Genomic DNA, 15036 nt, shown 5'->3' on the forward strand with positions numbered 1-15036 from the left:
CCATCGTGCCGAGCGGCTCGACGTGGTCGATCTCCAACCGCTTGACGTCGCCAGCCGAGCGGCCGGGCTTGGCGAAGCTCGCCTCGAGCTTGGCCATCTTCTCCGCGCCCACGAACCCGATGTGCGTGGCGAAGAGGTCGCGGTCGCCGTCGTTCTGGATCCGGACCGACCAGCAGTCCTTGCGGTCCGGGCGCGGGTCCGCCTTGCGCCCCACGCGGGAGAAGATCCCGAACCGCAGCAGCAGGCTCTGCACGCCACGGATCAGCTTCTCCGAGACCATGTCCGCCGCGACGAGCGTCGAGTGCTCGCGCGCCGAGACGTAGCCCTCGGCCTGAAAGATGCTGCGCAGGTACGCCGCGACGACCGGCAGCGGCGCGGTGAAGAGCCGCTGCGGCACCTCCATGTCGACGCCGCGCGTCAGCAGGTCCCACTTCTCCACGAACGGACGCAGGTGCTCGCCGTAGAGTCGGGTACGCCGGCAGTCCAACTCGTCGCTCTGCGTCGGCACCGCGCGCTCGTGCCGGTGCGCGGTGCCGAAGACCTCGTCGAGCGCGACGGTGACCCAGTCCGACTCGTCGTCGTTGACCGTCATCGCCTCGATCGTCAGCGACCGGTTCGTGCCCTCGTCGTACTGGCCCACGAACCCGTCGGACTGCAACCAGCCGGCGAGGGCGGCCTCGCGGATCTCCCGCAGGTCGATCTCGCTCTCGCCGTACGCGTACGTGCGGTGCCACTCGAGCTGGTCGCCGGGCTCGAGGGTGCCGGCCTCGACCCAGCTTCCCGTGCCCTGGCCCGTGCTCTTCCACACCACGTGGTCCGGCGTGACGTCGAGCTGGTAGCCGGCCTTGGTGTGCAGCCGGATGACCTCACGCACCCCGTTGGCCTTGACGGCGACGATGCTGGTCAGGCCGCCGTTGCCGTCGTACACCTTGGTGCCGACGGCGTTCTCCTCGACCAGCTTGCCGATCGGCACCAGGCCGGCGGGCGTGCTGACCAGCGAGTCGTACGGCAGGCAGGCGCTGACCTGCTGCGGCGAGGGCGTGCCGACGTTGAACCAGACGGGCGAGTTGAAGCTGAACACCTGGTGCAGCAGCATCCAGGTCAGCTCGTGGGCGAAGATCTCGGCGTCGGCCGGGCCGGCGAAGTAGCCGTACTCCTCACCCGCCGTGCGGTAGGTGGTGACCACCCGGTCGATCAGCTGCCGCAGCGACCACTCCCGCTCCGGGGTGCCCACGGCGCCCCGGAAGTACTTGGTGGTCACGATGTTCGCCGCGTTGACGCTCCACGACTCCGGGAACTCGACGCCACGCTGCTCGAAGTTGACCGAGCCGTCCCGCCAGTTGGTCATGACGATGTCGCGGCGCTCCCAGGCGACCTCGTCGTAGGGGTGCACCCCCTCGGTCGTCCAGACCCGCTCGATCTTGAGCCCCGCGCCGGCCTTGTTGCGTGCCCTGCTGGTTGTCACACCGTCCCCCGACATCTCATCCGCCCCCTCGTCCGCACGGCCACCGCCGCCCGATCCGACTGTCAACAAACTGCGAAGAATTCAACTGGTACGGCCGGCGGCCTCGGCCGCGTCGGCCCCGGCGCCCTCCCGGGCGCGCGCGGCGGCTCGCAGCGTCTCGATCTCGCGCTCGAAGTCGGCGAGCGAGTCGAACGACCGGTAGACGCTGGCGAACCGCATGTAGGCGACCTCGTCCAGGTCCCTAAGGGGACCCAGGATGGCCAGCCCCACCTCGTGGCTGGGGATCTCGGCGGCCCCCTTGGCCCGGACGGTCTCCTCGACCTTCTGCGCGAGCAGCGCGAGCGAGTCGTCGTCCACGGGCCGGCCCTGGCACGCCTTGCGCACCCCGCCGACGATCTTCGTGCGGCTGAACGGCTCGGTCACCCCGCTGCGCTTGACGACCGCGAGGACCGCCTCCTCGACGGTGGTGAACCGCTTGCCGCACTCCGGGCAGGATCGCCGCCGGCGGATCAACTGGCCGTCGTCGGCCTCCCGCGAGTCGACCACCCGGGAGTCGGCGTGCCGGCAGTACGGACACCGCATCGCACCCGACCTCCTTCGTCGATCGCGGGTCCGCCGACCGCTCGCCGGGCACGCGTCAGCGCGACGGAGCCATCTGTCGATGGTCTTCGCCGTGTCGACGGTGCCGGAGTGCGGTGGGTAGTCGAACCCAACCTGTAGGCGACTTACGCCCGTGTGACTACTACATCTAGGGGTTGACCGTAGGCCGCTGCGGATCGGAGGTCAAGTTGGCCGGCGTGTCCGGCGCGTCACCCGACTCCGGGATCGACCGGCACCGCCGCCCGCCGCAGGACCAACCGTCCGACGCCCCCACGGGTTACCGGTCCGGCCGGGACGAAACGGCCGACGATCGGACGAATGTCGAACACCCGTTCGACCAGGCGTACCATTTATCAGAACACGAGTACGACCGGAGCGGTTTTTCACCCCGACACGCCGAGCAAGGTCGTACAGATGTTTGAAAATGACCGATCTCACCTATACGGTCTTGAACAACCGGGCGCGGAATTCTCCGTCCACCGGTCACCCTGCATCACCGCACGCACCAGCACCACCGCACGCATCAGCACCACCGCAGAACAGCACCACCGCACGCACCACGAGCCGCCAAGGCACCCAGCGCCGACCAGGGAGGACGGACGTGACCGAGGATCGGGCCAGCCGGCCGAAGAGCCCGCAGCAGATCACCGAGGCGGGACCGCCGGCCACCCGACGCCGGGGCGCCGCGCGCAGCCGGACCGGGCAGCCCGCCGTGCGCCCGGTCACCCCGGTGGTCAGTGCCTTCCCCGACCCCGCGACGGTGGATCTCACCGCCCGGCAGCGCCGGATCCTGGAGTTCATCCGCAGCTGGGTCGAGCGGCACGGCTACCCGCCGAGCGTGCGCGAGATCGGCGAGGCCGTCGGCCTGGTCTCGCCGTCCAGCGTCGCCTACCAGCTCAAGGAGCTGGAGAAGAAGGGCTTCCTGCGCCGCGACCCCAACCGGCCGCGCGCCGTGGACGTCCGGGCGCCCGCCGAGGTCGACGACGAACTGGCCCGCTCGCAGCGTCCCGCCCCAGCCTACGTGCCGATGCTGGGCCGGATCGCGGCCGGTGGCCCGATCCTGGCCGAGCAGGCCGTGGAGGACATCTTCCCCCTCCCCCGCGAGCTGGTGGGTGAGGGCGAGGTCTTCATGCTCCAGGTCAAGGGCGACTCGATGCTGGACGCGGCGATCTGCGACGGCGACTGGGTCGTGGTCCGGCAGCAGCCGACCGCCGAGGCCGGCGACATCGTCGCCGCCATGCTCGACGGCGAGGCGACCGTGAAGACCTACCGCCGCCGCGACGGGCACGTCTGGCTCATGCCGCAGAACCCGGCCTTCGACCCGATCCCCGGCGACGACGCCACGATCATGGGCCGGGTCGTCGCGGTGCTGCGCCGCATCTGATCCGCCACCGCGCCGGGTGGCCGCCCTCGGCGGTCACCCGGGTGCCGTGCCGCTCAGCTGCGGGTCCTGAGCGGCCGTTGCGCCTCCGGCAGGCCCAGCGCCCCAGTAGCGGTCGCTCCGGCAGGCCCAGCGCCCCAGTAGCGGTCGCTCCAGCAGGCCCAGCCTCAGTAGCCGTCGCTCCGGCAGGCCCAGCCTCAGTAGCGGTCACCTCGGTAGCGGTCGCCCCGGTAACCCCGGCCACCACCGGGCACGTGACCGTAACCGCGACCGTCGTCGGGGCCGTCGTCGCGCCGGCGGACCGGCCGCTGGCCACGGGGATCCGACTCGTCGCCCCGACGCGGCGGCTCCGCCCGGCCACCGCCGTAGACGCCGCCGCCCGGCTGCCCGCCGCCACCGTAGACACCGCCACCGGGACGACCGCCGCCCTGGCGACCGCCGCCACCACCCTGGCGTCCGCCACCGCCCTGACGGCCACCGTCGCCGCCCTGGCGGCCACCACCCTGCCGGCCGCCGCTCCCCTGGCGTCCACCGCCACCCGGCGGCGGAACACCCGGGCCGGGCGGCCCGTCCACGGGCGGGCGACCGCCGCCGTAGACCCCGCCGCCGCCAGCAGCCGGACGGGCGCCGCCGTAGACGCCACCGCCAGCCGGGCGGGCGGCACCGGGTCCCGCGCCGGCCGGCGCGGGACCGCCGCGCCCACCGGCCGGGCCGCCGTAGACCCCGGCCGCCGGAGCACCGCCGTAGACGCCGCTCCGGCCCCGGTCGCCCGGCGGCAGGAAGCCGTCGTCCGCCGGCCCACGCCGGTCGTCGGCGGGGACGTCGTCGCGGTCGGCACCGTCGTCGTCGCGGGGAGGCACCGGCTTGCGCCGGGACCGGAGGATGCCGAAGACACCCGCCGCCACCATCAGCGCGCCGATCACCCCCACGGCCGCGATCAGGTACGTGATGTCGCTCAGGCTCAGGCCGTCGATCCAGGACTGGTCGGCCTTCTTCGGCGCGCCGCCACCGCCGGCCACCGGCTTCGCGCCCTCCGAGGAGGGCGTGTAGCCGAGGATGTCGATCGGCGCGTCCTCGTCGAGCTGGCCGCCGTCGGAAACGGTCAGGAAGGTCTTGCCGTCGGGGCTGTAGGTGATCGCCTCACCGAACGGGTCGGCGAGCGCCGTCACCCGGGGCTTGCCGCCGGTCAGGGCCGCCACGACGTTGCCATCGGTCACGTCGTACTCGAAGGCGTCGGCGTAGGTGCGCACCACCACCCGGGAGCCGTCGGGGGACCGGGCCGCGCCGGTGATCGCGACGCGGCCGGGGGCGCCGAGCCGGTTGTCCGTGTCCGTCTCCGGCAGGCTGATCTCGCCGACCTTCTTCATCGGTACGGCCGGGGTGTCCCCGCTCTTCATCTTCTCGGCGGGGGTGAAGATCTGGGCCTTGCCGGACATCACCTTGGTGATGATCAACGGGTTGCCGTCGTCGCCGATCAGCAGCGCCTCGGCGTCGTGCGGTTTGCCCTCCGGGTAGGAGAGGCGATGCAGCTGCGGCCGCTTCGACCCGTTGACCGGCATGCTCCACAGCGCCACCCGCTCGCGACGCTCCCGGCTGGTGACGTTGTCACCGGTGTCGGCGATCCAGATCGTCGTGCCGTCCGGGGAGAGCGCCAGGTCCTCGGTGTCGAACGGCCCCTGACCCGAGTAGCGGACCGGCTCCTTCGCGATCCCGCACTTGGTGTCGAGGAAGAAGACCCGCTTGCGGCTCTCCACGTCGGTGCCGTCGTTGATGACGATGTAGCCGCTCTTGGTGGCCACCAGGCCCGACAGCTCCCGCAGCCGTTCGTCGGTGACCGTGCACCGTTTCTTGCCGGGAGCTGCCGCGAGTGGGGACGCGGCCGAGGCGGGCGCCGCCGCCAGGGCGACTCCGGTACACGCCACGGTCGCCCCCAGCAAGCCGAGGGCGACCGTGACCGAAGAAACAGCGCGGCGCATTGAATCAGTGTCGCATGCCGGGCGTTTCCGACGCGTGACGCCGGGAGGGCGTCACCGGGCGCCCGCGACCGCCTGGTCCTCGTCCGCCCGGAACGGCGCCAACTCGGCGGCGAGCGCCTCACCGACCCGCACGTGCACCAGGGTGCCCTCCGGCAGGTGGGAGGTGCTCAGCACCTCGCCCTGACGGTGCACCCGGGCCACCAGGTCGCCCCGGTCGTACGGCAGCACCGCGCGGATTTCCACGGCCGGGCGGGGCAGCCGCGCCTCGACCGCCTCGCGCAGCCCGTCGATCCCGCGACCGGTGTGCGCGGAGACGAAGACCGCCTCCGGCCAGAGCCGCTTGAGCCGCAGCAGCGTCTCCTCGTCGGCCGCGTCGGTCTTGTTGACCACCAGCAGCTCGGGCAGCCGGTCGGCGCCCACCTCGGAGAGCACCTCGTGGACCGCCCGGACCTGCTCCTCCGGATCCGGGTGGGTGCCGTCGACGACGTGCACCACCAGGTCGGCCTCGGCGACCTCCTCCAGGGTCGAGCGGAACGCCTCGACGATCTGGTGCGGCAGGTGCCGGACGAACCCCACCGTGTCGGAGAGGGTGTAGAGCCGCCCGTCGGCCGTGGTGGCCTTGCGGGTGGTCGGGTCGAGGGTGGCGAAGAGGGCGTTCTCCACCAGCACGCCCGCCCCGGTCAACCGGTTGAGCAGGCTGGACTTGCCGGCGTTGGTGTAGCCGGCGATCGCCACGGCCGGTACGGCGTTGCGGGAACGCCTGGCGCGCTTGGTCTGGCGTACCGTCTTCATGCCCTTGATCTCCCGGCGCAGCCGGGCGATGCGGTGGCGGATCCGGCGCCGGTCGGTCTCCAGCTTCGTCTCACCGGGGCCGCGCAGACCCACGCCGCCGCCGGCGCCGCCGCCGCGACCGCTACCACCGGTCTGCCGCGAGAGGGTCTCACCCCAACCGCGCAGGCGCGGCAGCAGGTATTCGAGCTGGGCCAGCTCGACCTGCGCCTTGCCCTCCTTGCTCTTGGCGTGCTGGGCGAAGATGTCGAGGATCAGCGCGGTGCGGTCGACCACCTTGACCTTGGTGCGCTGCTCCAGGTTGCGCAGCTGCGACGGTGACAGCTCACCGTCGCAGATCACCGTGTCGGCGCCGGTGGAGAGCACCACCGAGCCGAGGTCGTCGACCTTGCCCCGGCCGACGTAGGTGGCGGGGTCGGGGCGGTTGCGCCGCTGGATCAGCCCCTCGAGCACCTGCGAGCCGGCGGTCTCCGCCAGCGCGGCCAGCTCGGTGAGGGAGTTCTCGGCGTCGCTCTGCGAGCCCTCGGTCCAGACGCCGACGAGGACCACGCGCTCCAGGCGCAGCTGGCGGTATTCGACCTCGGTGATGTCGGCGAGCTCGGTGGAGAGGCCGGGGACCCGCCGCAGCGCCTGCCGCTCCGACAGCTCGAACTCACCGGTGGTGGTGTCGAGCTCGTCGTCCTCGTAGGGAAGAAGGGTCTCCTGGTTGTGCAAGCCGGTCTCCTGTCCGTTCTGTCACGTACCGAGCAATCCTGACATGTGCCAACGCGGAACGCACCCGCTATATGCCCGCTCGAACGGGCCACAAAAGTGGGGGCGGATGCCGGAGGGGCCCGCCGGGGCGAGTAGAAATGCGGGGCAGCCGTTCAGCGTCGACGGAGGGACCCCGTGGCCATCACCCGACTTCCAAGTGCCGGATTCTCGATCACGATTCGGATCGCCGTGCCGGCGGACGCGTCCTCGATCGGCCGGCTGACCACCTCCGTGGGTGAGGCCGGGGCGATCGTCACCGCGCTCGACGTGGTGGACTCCGACCCGACCCACGTGCTCGTCGACCTGACCTGCGACACCGCCGACGCCAGCCACGCCGACCAGGTGGTCGACGCGTTGACGGCCCTGGACGGCGTGGACGTGCGCAAGGTCTCCGACCGGACCTTCCTCCTGCACCTCGGCGGCAAGATCGAGGTCAGCTCGAAGGTGGCGCTGCGCAACCGCGACGAGCTGTCCCGGGCGTACACCCCGGGGGTGGCGCGGGTCTGCATGGCGATCGCGGAGAACCCGGCCGACGCCCGCCGGCTGACCATCAAGCGCAACACCGTGGCCGTGGTCAGCGACGGCTCCGCCGTGCTGGGCCTCGGCAATCTCGGGCCGGCGGCGTCGCTGCCCGTGATGGAGGGCAAGGCCGCGCTGTTCAAGCGCTTCGGCGGGGTGGACGCCTGGCCGGTGGTGCTCGACACCCAGGACACCGACGAGATCGTGCAGATCGTCAAGGCGATCGCCCCGGCGTACGGCGGGATCAACCTGGAGGACATCGCCGCGCCGCGCTGCTTCGAGATCGAGGCGCGGCTGCGCGAGGCGCTGGACATCCCGGTCTTCCACGACGACCAGCACGGCACCGCGATCTGCGTGCTGGCCGCGCTGACCAACGCGCTGCGCGTCGTGGGCAAGCAGCTCGCGGACGTCCGGGTCGTGGTCTCCGGCGCCGGCGCGGCCGGCACCGCGATCATGAAGCTGCTGCTGCGCCAGGGCGTCGGCGACATCATCGCGTACGACCGGCAGGGCGCCCTGCACCGCGGCCAGAGCGGGCTCAACCCGGCCTGGCAGTGGCTGGCCGAGAACACCAACAAGGAGAACTACTCCGGCGACCTGGCCGGGGCGGTACGCGGCGCGGACGTCTTCATCGGGGTGAGCGCGCCGAACCTGCTCACCGGCGACGACATCGCCACGATGGCCAAGGACTCGATCGTCTTCGCGCTCGCCAATCCGGACCCGGAGGTCGACCCGCGCGAGGCGCGCAAGTACGCCGCCGTGGTCGCCACCGGCCGCTCCGACCAGCCGAACCAGATCAACAACGTGCTCGCCTTCCCGGGTGTCTTCCGGGGCATGCTGGACGCGCACGCCGAGGAGTTCACCGAGGAGATGGCGATCGCGGCGGCCCGGGCCATCGCGGACGTGGTCGGCGAGGACAAGATCAACCCGACGGTGATCGTGCCCAGCGTCTTCGACTCCCGGGTCTCCCCGGCGGTCGCCGCGGCGGTCCGCGCCGCCGCCCAGAACCCGGCCCCCGCCCCCGCCGCCGACCCGGGCCCCGCCGACCTCCCCGAGATCGCCGCCGAAGCCAGCGCCACCCCCTGACCACCCACGCCCCGCCCCGCCCCGCCCCGCCCCGCCTCCGCCCCACCCCGCCTCCGTCCCGCCCCGCCCGCCCCAAGCGCGTTGATCATGAAGTTGTTGCCCTAGGAGAGCGCTATACCTGGCAATAACTTCATGATCAACGGGGTCGGGGGGTCCGGGAGGGTCGGGGCAGGGCAGGGCAGGGCAGGGCCAGCGAAGCGGAGCCCCGGGCCGAGGGCGGGGCGGGGGGTCGGGCCAGCGAAGCGGCCCCGAGCCGAGAGCGGGGCGGGGGGCCCGGGGGCGGGTGGGTCAGGCGGGCGTGGTGAGGGTGGTGGGGTCCAGGGTGCCGGTGGCTACCAGGGTGGCTGGGCCGGCCAGCCAGCAGGAGTCCTCCGTCACCGTGACCGAGAGGCGTCCGCCGGCAACGTCCACCGCCAGCACGCCGGTGTCCCGGCCGGCGTCGCGCAGGGCCACCGCGGCCACCGCGCAGGCGCCCGTACCGCAGGAGAGGGTCTCGGCGGAGCCGCGCTCGTACACGCGCATGAGCACGTGGCCGTCGGTGTCATCGACGGGCTCGCCGGGGGCCGTGAACTCCACGTTCACCCCGGCGGGGAAGACCGCCGGGTCGACGTCGGGGGCCCGGGTGAGGTCGAGCGCGGTCAGCTCCAGCCCGGCCGGCAGCGCGCAGACCAGGTGCGGGTTGCCCACGTCCACGGCCGTGCCGGGCAGGGTCAGCCCGCCGAGGGTGGCGGTCGCGGTGTCGTACAGCCGGGGGCGGCGCATCTCGACGGCGATGGCGTCGGCCGTGACCAGCGCGCGCACGACGCCGGCCCGGGTGGCCACCGGCAGCGCCCCTTCCGCCGGCTCGGCCAGCCCGGAGTCGACCAGGTAGCGGACGAAGACCCGGGCGCCGTTGCCGCACATCTCCGCGAACGACCCGTCGGCGTTCCAGTAGTCCATGAACCACTCGGCCTCGCCGGCCAGCTCGGCGCCCTCCGGGTGGGCGGCCGCCCGGACCACCCGCAGCACGCCGTCGCCGCCGAGGCCGCGCCGCCGGTCGCAGAGGGCCGCGACCAGCCCCGGTGTCAGGTCGAGCCGGTTGTCCGGGTCGGGGAGGATGACGAAGTCGTTGCCGGTGCCGTGGCCCTTGGTGAACTGCACGCCCCCATCATCGCGCAGCGGCGGGGAGCAGGCGCAGGGCGGCCGGGACCAGCTCCGGCGACGACGAGTCCAGCCAGTGGATCCGCGGGTCGCGGCGGAACCAGGACCGCTGCCGCCGGACGAAGCGCCGGGTGGCCCGGACGGTCTCGTCGTGCGCCTCGGCCTCGGTCAGCTCCCCGGCGAGGAAACGCAGCACCTGCTGGTAGCCGAGCGCGCGGCTGGCCGTACGCCCGTCGGGCAGGCCGCGCCCCACCAGGTCCCGGGTCTCGGCGACCAGCCCGTCGGCCCACATCCGGTCCACCCGCAGGGCGATCCGCTCGTCCAGCAGCGCGGTGTCCAGGTCCACGCCGAGCTGCACCGAGGGGTAGTACGGGGTCGGTTCGGGCAGCGCGGCGGTGAACGGCGCCCCGGTCAGCTCGATGACCTCCAGGGCGCGCACGATCCGCCGGCCGTTGCCGGGCAGGATCCCCGCCGCGGCGGCCGGGTCGGCCTCGCGCAGCCGGGCGTACAGGGGCGCGGGGCCGGCCTCGGTCAGCTCCCGTTCCAGCCGCTCACGCACCGCCGGGTCGGTGCCGGGGAACTCGAAGCGCTCCAGCACCGCCCGCACGTAGAGGCCGGAGCCGCCGACCAGCAGCGGCACCCGGCCCCGGGCCAGGACGTCGTCGACGGCGGCGCGGGCCAGCCGCTGGTACTCGGCGACGCTCGCCGGCTCGGTGACGTCCCAGATGTCCAGCAGGTGGTGCGGCACCCCCTCGCGCTCGGCCGGGGTGAGCTTGGCGGTGCCGACGTCCATGCCCCGGTAGAGCTGCATCGAGTCGGCGTTGACCACCTCGCCGTCGAGGGCGTGCGCGAGGGCGATGCTCAGCGCCGACTTGCCGGCCGCCGTCGGCCCGACCACGGCGACGACCGTCCCGGCCGGTGGACGGGTGGTCACGCCGGCGTCCAGGACGACACGAGGTAGGCGACGCCGTACGGCGCCGAGTGGTGGCGCAGCTCGCCGCGCCAGTCACCGCCCGTCGCCCGGACCGCGCCGGCCAGCACCTGCCAGGGCGCCCGGCCGGCGGCCCTCAGCTCCGCCGACAGGACCGGGTCCAGGTCGAGCAGGGCCTCGGCGTCCGCGTCGGCCAGGGCGCGGGCGACCCCGTCGTCGTACGCCTCGGCGCGCGGGTCGTCGTAGCCGGGCGACTTCGGGCCCCGGCAGGCCGACCCGTCCCCCATCACGAGCAGCGCGGTACGCGGCTCCGTCGCCGCGCCGAGCGCCGCCCCCAGCTCGGCGCACTCCGCCGGGGAGGCGTCGGACGCGACGGAGCGAGCCAGCCGGGGCAGCTCGGTGCGGGAGCGACCGACCAGCCACGCGCCGATGGTCAGGCTCAGCGGCAGCCGCTCGCCGCCGGCACAGTTCACCTTCCACAGCCGCACGGCCCGGTCGAGGCCGTACCGGCGCAGGGAGCCGTAATCGGCCGCGTTGAAGCGGGTGGTCTCCGGCCCGCCGCCGACCAGGACGATCACCTCGGGGTCGGCGGCGAGCAGCCCGGCGACGGCGGCGTCGCAGGCGGCGCGGAACTCGTCCAGCTCGGGTGCGGCGGCACCGGCCAGCTCGGGGACGATCAGCGGCGGGTGGGGGCAGACGGCAGCGGCGACCAGGGGCACCCGGCAACGGTATCGGCACGACGGCGCCCGGTGCCCCGCACCCGGGCTCTTCGAGCCGCCGCTGCCGGCCGGTCCCCGCCGGGGGGCCCGCCAGCGTGGCCGGGGTCGCCACGCCGACGAGGGCGCCCGCCCGTCCGGCACGTCGTACGCCGGATTCCGACACTCCTCCCAGGGAGCCTGTCCGCGGGCGCTAGGACACCGTATGGTCACGGTCGGCGATAGGCGCTCGACGGGAACGGGGTCGTACCTGTGACAATGCCGGGGGAAACTTTGCTGCGCCGTGGCGGCGATCGCGGGACTGCTCCCCGACGCCGGGAGAACGAGGATGGGCACATGAGCGACTGGACTGCCTTCGGACGGGTGGACGCGGACGGCACCGTGTACGTCAAGACCGCCGACGGCGAGCGGGTGGTCGGATCCTGGCAGGCGGGAGCGCCCGAGGAGGGGCTGGCCCACTTCGCCCGCCGCTTCGACGACCTGGTGACCGAGGTCAACCTGACGGAGGCCCGGCTCAACTCGGGTGCCGCCGACGCCGGCCATTCACTGACCACCATCCGGCGGATCCGCGCGTCGCTGGCCGAGGCGCACGTCGTCGGCGACATCGACGCGCTGGCGGCCCGGCTGGACCGGCTCGCCACGGTCGCCGAGGAGAAGGCCGGCGAGGCCAAGGCCGCCCGCGAGGCCGCCCGCGGCGAGGCGCTCGCGCGTAAGCAGGCCCTCGTGGAGGAGGCGGAGAAGCTGGCCGCCGAGTCAACCGGCTGGAAGACCGCCGGGGACCGGCTCAAGGAGATCCTCGACGAGTGGAAGACCATCCGCGGGGTCGACAAGAAGGCCGACGGCGAGCTGTGGAAGCGCTTCGCCGCCGCGCGGGACGGCTTCACCCGCCGCCGGGGCGCCCACTTCGCCTCCCTCGACTCGCAGCGCAAGCAGGCGCAGACGGTCAAGGAGGAGCTGGTCGCCGAGGCCGAGAAGCTCAAGGACTCCACCGACTGGGCGGCCACCGCCAACCAGCTCAAGGACCTGATGAACCAGTGGAAGGCCGCTCCCCGGGCCTCCAAGGAGGCCGAGCAGAAGCTCTGGGAACGGTTCCGGGGTGCGCAGGACGAGTTCTTCACCCGGCGCAGCGAGGTCTTCTCCGCCCGCGACAACGAGCAGCGGGGCAACCTGGAGCGCAAGCAGGCGCTGCTCGCCGAGGCCGAGGCGCTGGACGTCGACGGCGACCCGAAGGGCGCGCAGGCCAAGCTGCGCGAGATCCAGGCCCAGTGGCACGAGGCCGGCCGGGTGCCCCGCGAGGCGGCGGCCGGGCTGGAGCGCCGGCTGCGCGCGATCGACGAGAAGGTCCGCGAGGTGATGGACTCCGCGTGGCGGCGTACCACCAAGGAGGACAACCCCCTGCTCGCCCAGATGCGCGCGCAGGTCGCCGAGGCCGAGGAGCGGCTGGCCCGGGCCCAGGCGGCCGGAGACGCCCGGCGGGTCAAGGAGGCCGAGCAGGCCCTGGCCTCGAAGCGGCAGTTCCTCCAGCTCGCCGAGCAGGCCGGCTGAGCCGGAACGCCCCACCCCGGCGGGCCCCGAGCTACCTCGGACCGAGCCACCACGGAAGCCCCCGATCCGCCACGGACCGGGGGCTTCCGCCTGTCCGCCCGCAGCCGCCCGGGCCGGGCACGCGACGGTTGACGCATCGAGGCGGGCTGATCAGAATGAGCGGCGGAGCCAGGTCCGGCACCGGCGCGAGGGCACCGGCGGCGCACACCGCGTCGTCGGGGGACGCCGGTGGTACCGCGAGCGGCCGCATCCCACGTGGCACGTTCCGTCGCGCCCTGTCCGCGTACTCCCTGAGGGAGCGTGACGGCCGTCGCCCGGTTCCCGCCCGCGCCGCCGGTGGCGGCGGCGGGCAGTTCGAAGTGGAGCTCGCATGCACCGACGCAGCGCCCTCGGCGGCGCGATCACCGCGCTCGCCACCGCCGCGGCCGGCGTCCTCGTCGCCGCCGCCGTCAGCACCGCCCCGGCCGTCGCCGCCCCCGCCGGCACCGGGACCGGCTACCTGCACACCAACGGCAACAAGATCGTCGACAGCACCGGCGCGACGGTACGCATCACCGGCATCAACTGGTTCGGCATGGAGACCGACAACAAGACCTTCCACGGGCTGTGGTCCACGAACCCGTGGCGGGGGCAGATCGACAAGATGGCCAGCCTCGGCTACAACACGCTGCGCGTGCCGTACTCGAACGACGCGCTGAAGCCGGGCGCGACGGCCAGCGGCATCAACGACTTCGTCAACCCGGACCTGGTCGGGCTCTCCCCGTTGCAGATCCTCGACAAGGTGATCAATTACGCCGGCGGCAAGGGGATGCGGGTCATCCTCGACCGGCACCGGCCGACCTCCGCCGGCCAGTCCGCGCTCTGGTACACCCCGACGGTCTCCGAGGCGACCTGGATCAACGACTGGAAGATGCTCGCCCAGCGGTACGCCGGCAACACCACGGTGATCGGGGCGGACCTGCACAACGAGCCGCACGCCGAGGGGACCAACCCGGCGGCCACCGGCGCGTGCTGGGGCTGCGGCGATCCGGCGCGGGACTGGCGGCTGGCCGCCGAGCGGGCCGGCAACGCGATCCTGTCGGTGCAGCCGAACTGGCTGATCTTCGTGGAGGGCGTGAGCTGCCCCAGCGGTGGCCTCTCCAACGTCTGGGACAACGATCCGAGCAACGACGAGGACTGCGGCTGGTGGGGCGGCAACCTGACGAAGGCCAAGGACTTCCCGGTCCGGCTCGACGTGCCGAACCGGCTGGTCTACTCGCCGCACGAGTACGCCACCTCGGTCTTCGAGCAGAACTGGTTCAAGTCCCCCGACTTCCCGGCGAACCTGCCGGGCATCTGGGACAAGTACTGGGGTTACCTCTACAAGCAGAACATCGCGCCGATCATGATGGGCGAGTTCGGCAGCACCCTGGCCGATCCCCGGGACAAGGTGTGGCTGGAGAAGCTGATGGCCTACACCGGCACCGGGATCGACGGAATGTCCTTCACCTACTGGTCGTGGAACCCGAACTCCGGTGACACCGGGGGCATCGCGCTCGACGACTGGACGAACATCAACACCACCAAGCAGGCCATCCTCCAGCCGTACCTGATCGCGCCGGTGGGCGGCGGGGGCGGCCCCACCGGCACGCCGACGGCGACGCCGACCTCGTCGCCGCCTCCGCCGACCGGGGGCTGCACGGGCGCGTACCAGCAGGTCAACGCGTGGCAGGGCGGCTTCCAGGGGGAGCTGACGGTGACTAACACCGGCACCGCGACGGTCAACCCGTGGCAGGTCACCTGGGCCTGGCCGGCCGGGGTGAGCCTGGCCAGCGGCTGGAACGCCACGGTGACCCAGTCCGGCACCACGGTGACCGCGGCGGCCCCGACCTGGGCGGGGGCGCTGGCGCCGGGGGCCTCGGTGACGGTCGGCTTCACCGCCAACGGCGCGTCCGCCGCCCCGGGGACGGTCAAGCTCAACAGCGTCGCCTGCTGACTCCACCGCCGGTCGCCGGGGACGGCGGCCACTGACGCACCGGCCGGGGGGGGGGCGGGGGGGCCCCCCCCCGGCCCCGGGCGGGGGGCGGCGCGGCCCGGCGGGGGGGGGGGGGGCCCGGCCGGCGCGCCCCTCGGGGGGCGCCCCCGCAGCACCCCCCCCG

At 73.4% G+C, this 15036-nt stretch carries 10 protein-coding genes and 2 pseudogenes; 4 read left to right on the forward strand and 8 right to left on the reverse strand.

The features are described from left to right. Positions 1–127: 127 nt before the first annotated feature. The 3 genes and pseudogenes from ACGFNF_RS03530 to nrdR form a co-directional block, all read right to left on the reverse strand. Positions 128–1012: pseudogene (locus ACGFNF_RS03530) on the reverse strand (LAGLIDADG family homing endonuclease); the annotation flags it as partial. Then, positions 1013–1480 (reverse strand): annotated as a pseudogene (locus ACGFNF_RS03535) (vitamin B12-dependent ribonucleotide reductase); the annotation flags it as partial. Positions 1481–1546: 66 nt separating this feature from the next. Next, complete coding sequence (gene nrdR, locus ACGFNF_RS03540; RefSeq protein ID WP_132232964.1) at positions 1547–2047, reverse strand: transcriptional regulator NrdR; 501 nt, start codon at positions 2045–2047, stop codon at positions 1547–1549. A gap of 619 nt (positions 2048–2666) precedes the next feature. Between nrdR and lexA the strand changes: the two genes are divergently transcribed. Further along, positions 2667–3449, forward strand: coding sequence for a transcriptional repressor LexA (gene lexA / locus ACGFNF_RS03545; RefSeq protein WP_151452422.1), 783 nt, complete (start codon positions 2667–2669; stop codon positions 3447–3449). 194 nt (positions 3450–3643) lie between these two features. Here lexA and ACGFNF_RS03550 read toward each other — a convergent pair whose 3' ends face one another. Both ACGFNF_RS03550 and hflX read right to left on the reverse strand, forming a co-directional pair. Beyond that, positions 3644–5422 (reverse strand): hypothetical protein, encoded by a 1779-nt coding sequence (locus tag ACGFNF_RS03550; protein WP_393165497.1) that lies wholly within the window; start codon positions 5420–5422, stop codon positions 3644–3646. Between the two features lie 51 nt (positions 5423–5473). Further along, complete coding sequence (gene hflX / locus ACGFNF_RS03555) at positions 5474–6925, reverse strand: GTPase HflX (RefSeq protein ID WP_357580879.1); 1452 nt, start codon at positions 6923–6925, stop codon at positions 5474–5476. Positions 6926–7099: 174 nt separating this feature from the next. Between hflX and ACGFNF_RS03560 the strand changes: the two genes are divergently transcribed. Beyond that, positions 7100–8566, forward strand: a complete 1467-nt coding sequence (locus ACGFNF_RS03560; RefSeq protein WP_089001418.1) for an NAD-dependent malic enzyme — start codon at positions 7100–7102, stop codon at positions 8564–8566. A gap of 288 nt (positions 8567–8854) precedes the next feature. On the opposite strand, the gene dapF is transcribed toward ACGFNF_RS03560, so the two are convergent. Genes dapF through ACGFNF_RS03575 form a run of 3 tightly spaced genes read right to left on the reverse strand, consistent with a single transcriptional unit; the run spans position 8855 to position 11356 of the window. Beyond that, on the reverse strand, positions 8855–9706 hold the full coding sequence (gene dapF / locus ACGFNF_RS03565) for a diaminopimelate epimerase (RefSeq protein ID WP_393165499.1): 852 nt from the start codon (positions 9704–9706) through the stop codon (positions 8855–8857). Between the two features lie 7 nt (positions 9707–9713). Continuing rightward, positions 9714–10640, reverse strand: a complete 927-nt coding sequence (gene miaA, locus ACGFNF_RS03570; RefSeq protein WP_393165501.1) for a tRNA (adenosine(37)-N6)-dimethylallyltransferase MiaA — start codon at positions 10638–10640, stop codon at positions 9714–9716. Beyond that, positions 10637–11356: a hypothetical protein gene (locus tag ACGFNF_RS03575; RefSeq protein WP_393165503.1), complete on the reverse strand. Its 720-nt coding sequence runs from the start codon at positions 11354–11356 to the stop codon at positions 10637–10639. The genes miaA and ACGFNF_RS03575 overlap by 4 nt, the downstream gene beginning before the upstream one ends. A gap of 333 nt (positions 11357–11689) precedes the next feature. Between ACGFNF_RS03575 and ACGFNF_RS03580 the strand changes: the two genes are divergently transcribed. Continuing rightward, positions 11690–12898: a DUF349 domain-containing protein gene (locus ACGFNF_RS03580; RefSeq protein WP_357580875.1), complete on the forward strand. Its 1209-nt coding sequence runs from the start codon at positions 11690–11692 to the stop codon at positions 12896–12898. A 370-nt stretch (positions 12899–13268) separates the two neighbouring features. Continuing rightward, positions 13269–14873 carry a cellulase family glycosylhydrolase gene (locus tag ACGFNF_RS03585; RefSeq protein WP_393165505.1) on the forward strand — a complete coding sequence of 535 codons (1605 nt, stop codon included), beginning with the start codon at positions 13269–13271 and terminating at the stop codon, positions 14871–14873. The last annotated feature ends 163 nt before the right edge of the window (positions 14874–15036 follow it).

The organism is Micromonospora sp. NPDC048868 (assembly GCF_043198195.1).
GTDB lineage: Bacteria > Actinomycetota > Actinomycetes > Mycobacteriales > Micromonosporaceae > Micromonospora > Micromonospora reichwaldensis.

Coding starts and splice junctions, on each gene's coding strand:
- ACGFNF_RS03550 (WP_393165497.1), bottom strand. CDS start 5,422: ATGCGCCGCGCTGTTTCTTCGGTCACGGTCGCCCTCGGCTTGCTGGGG.
- ACGFNF_RS03585 (WP_393165505.1), top strand. CDS start 13,269: ATGCACCGACGCAGCGCCCTCGGCGGCGCGATCACCGCGCTCGCCACC.
- ACGFNF_RS03580 (WP_357580875.1), top strand. CDS start 11,690: ATGAGCGACTGGACTGCCTTCGGACGGGTGGACGCGGACGGCACCGTG.
- nrdR (WP_132232964.1), bottom strand. CDS start 2,047: ATGCGGTGTCCGTACTGCCGGCACGCCGACTCCCGGGTGGTCGACTCG.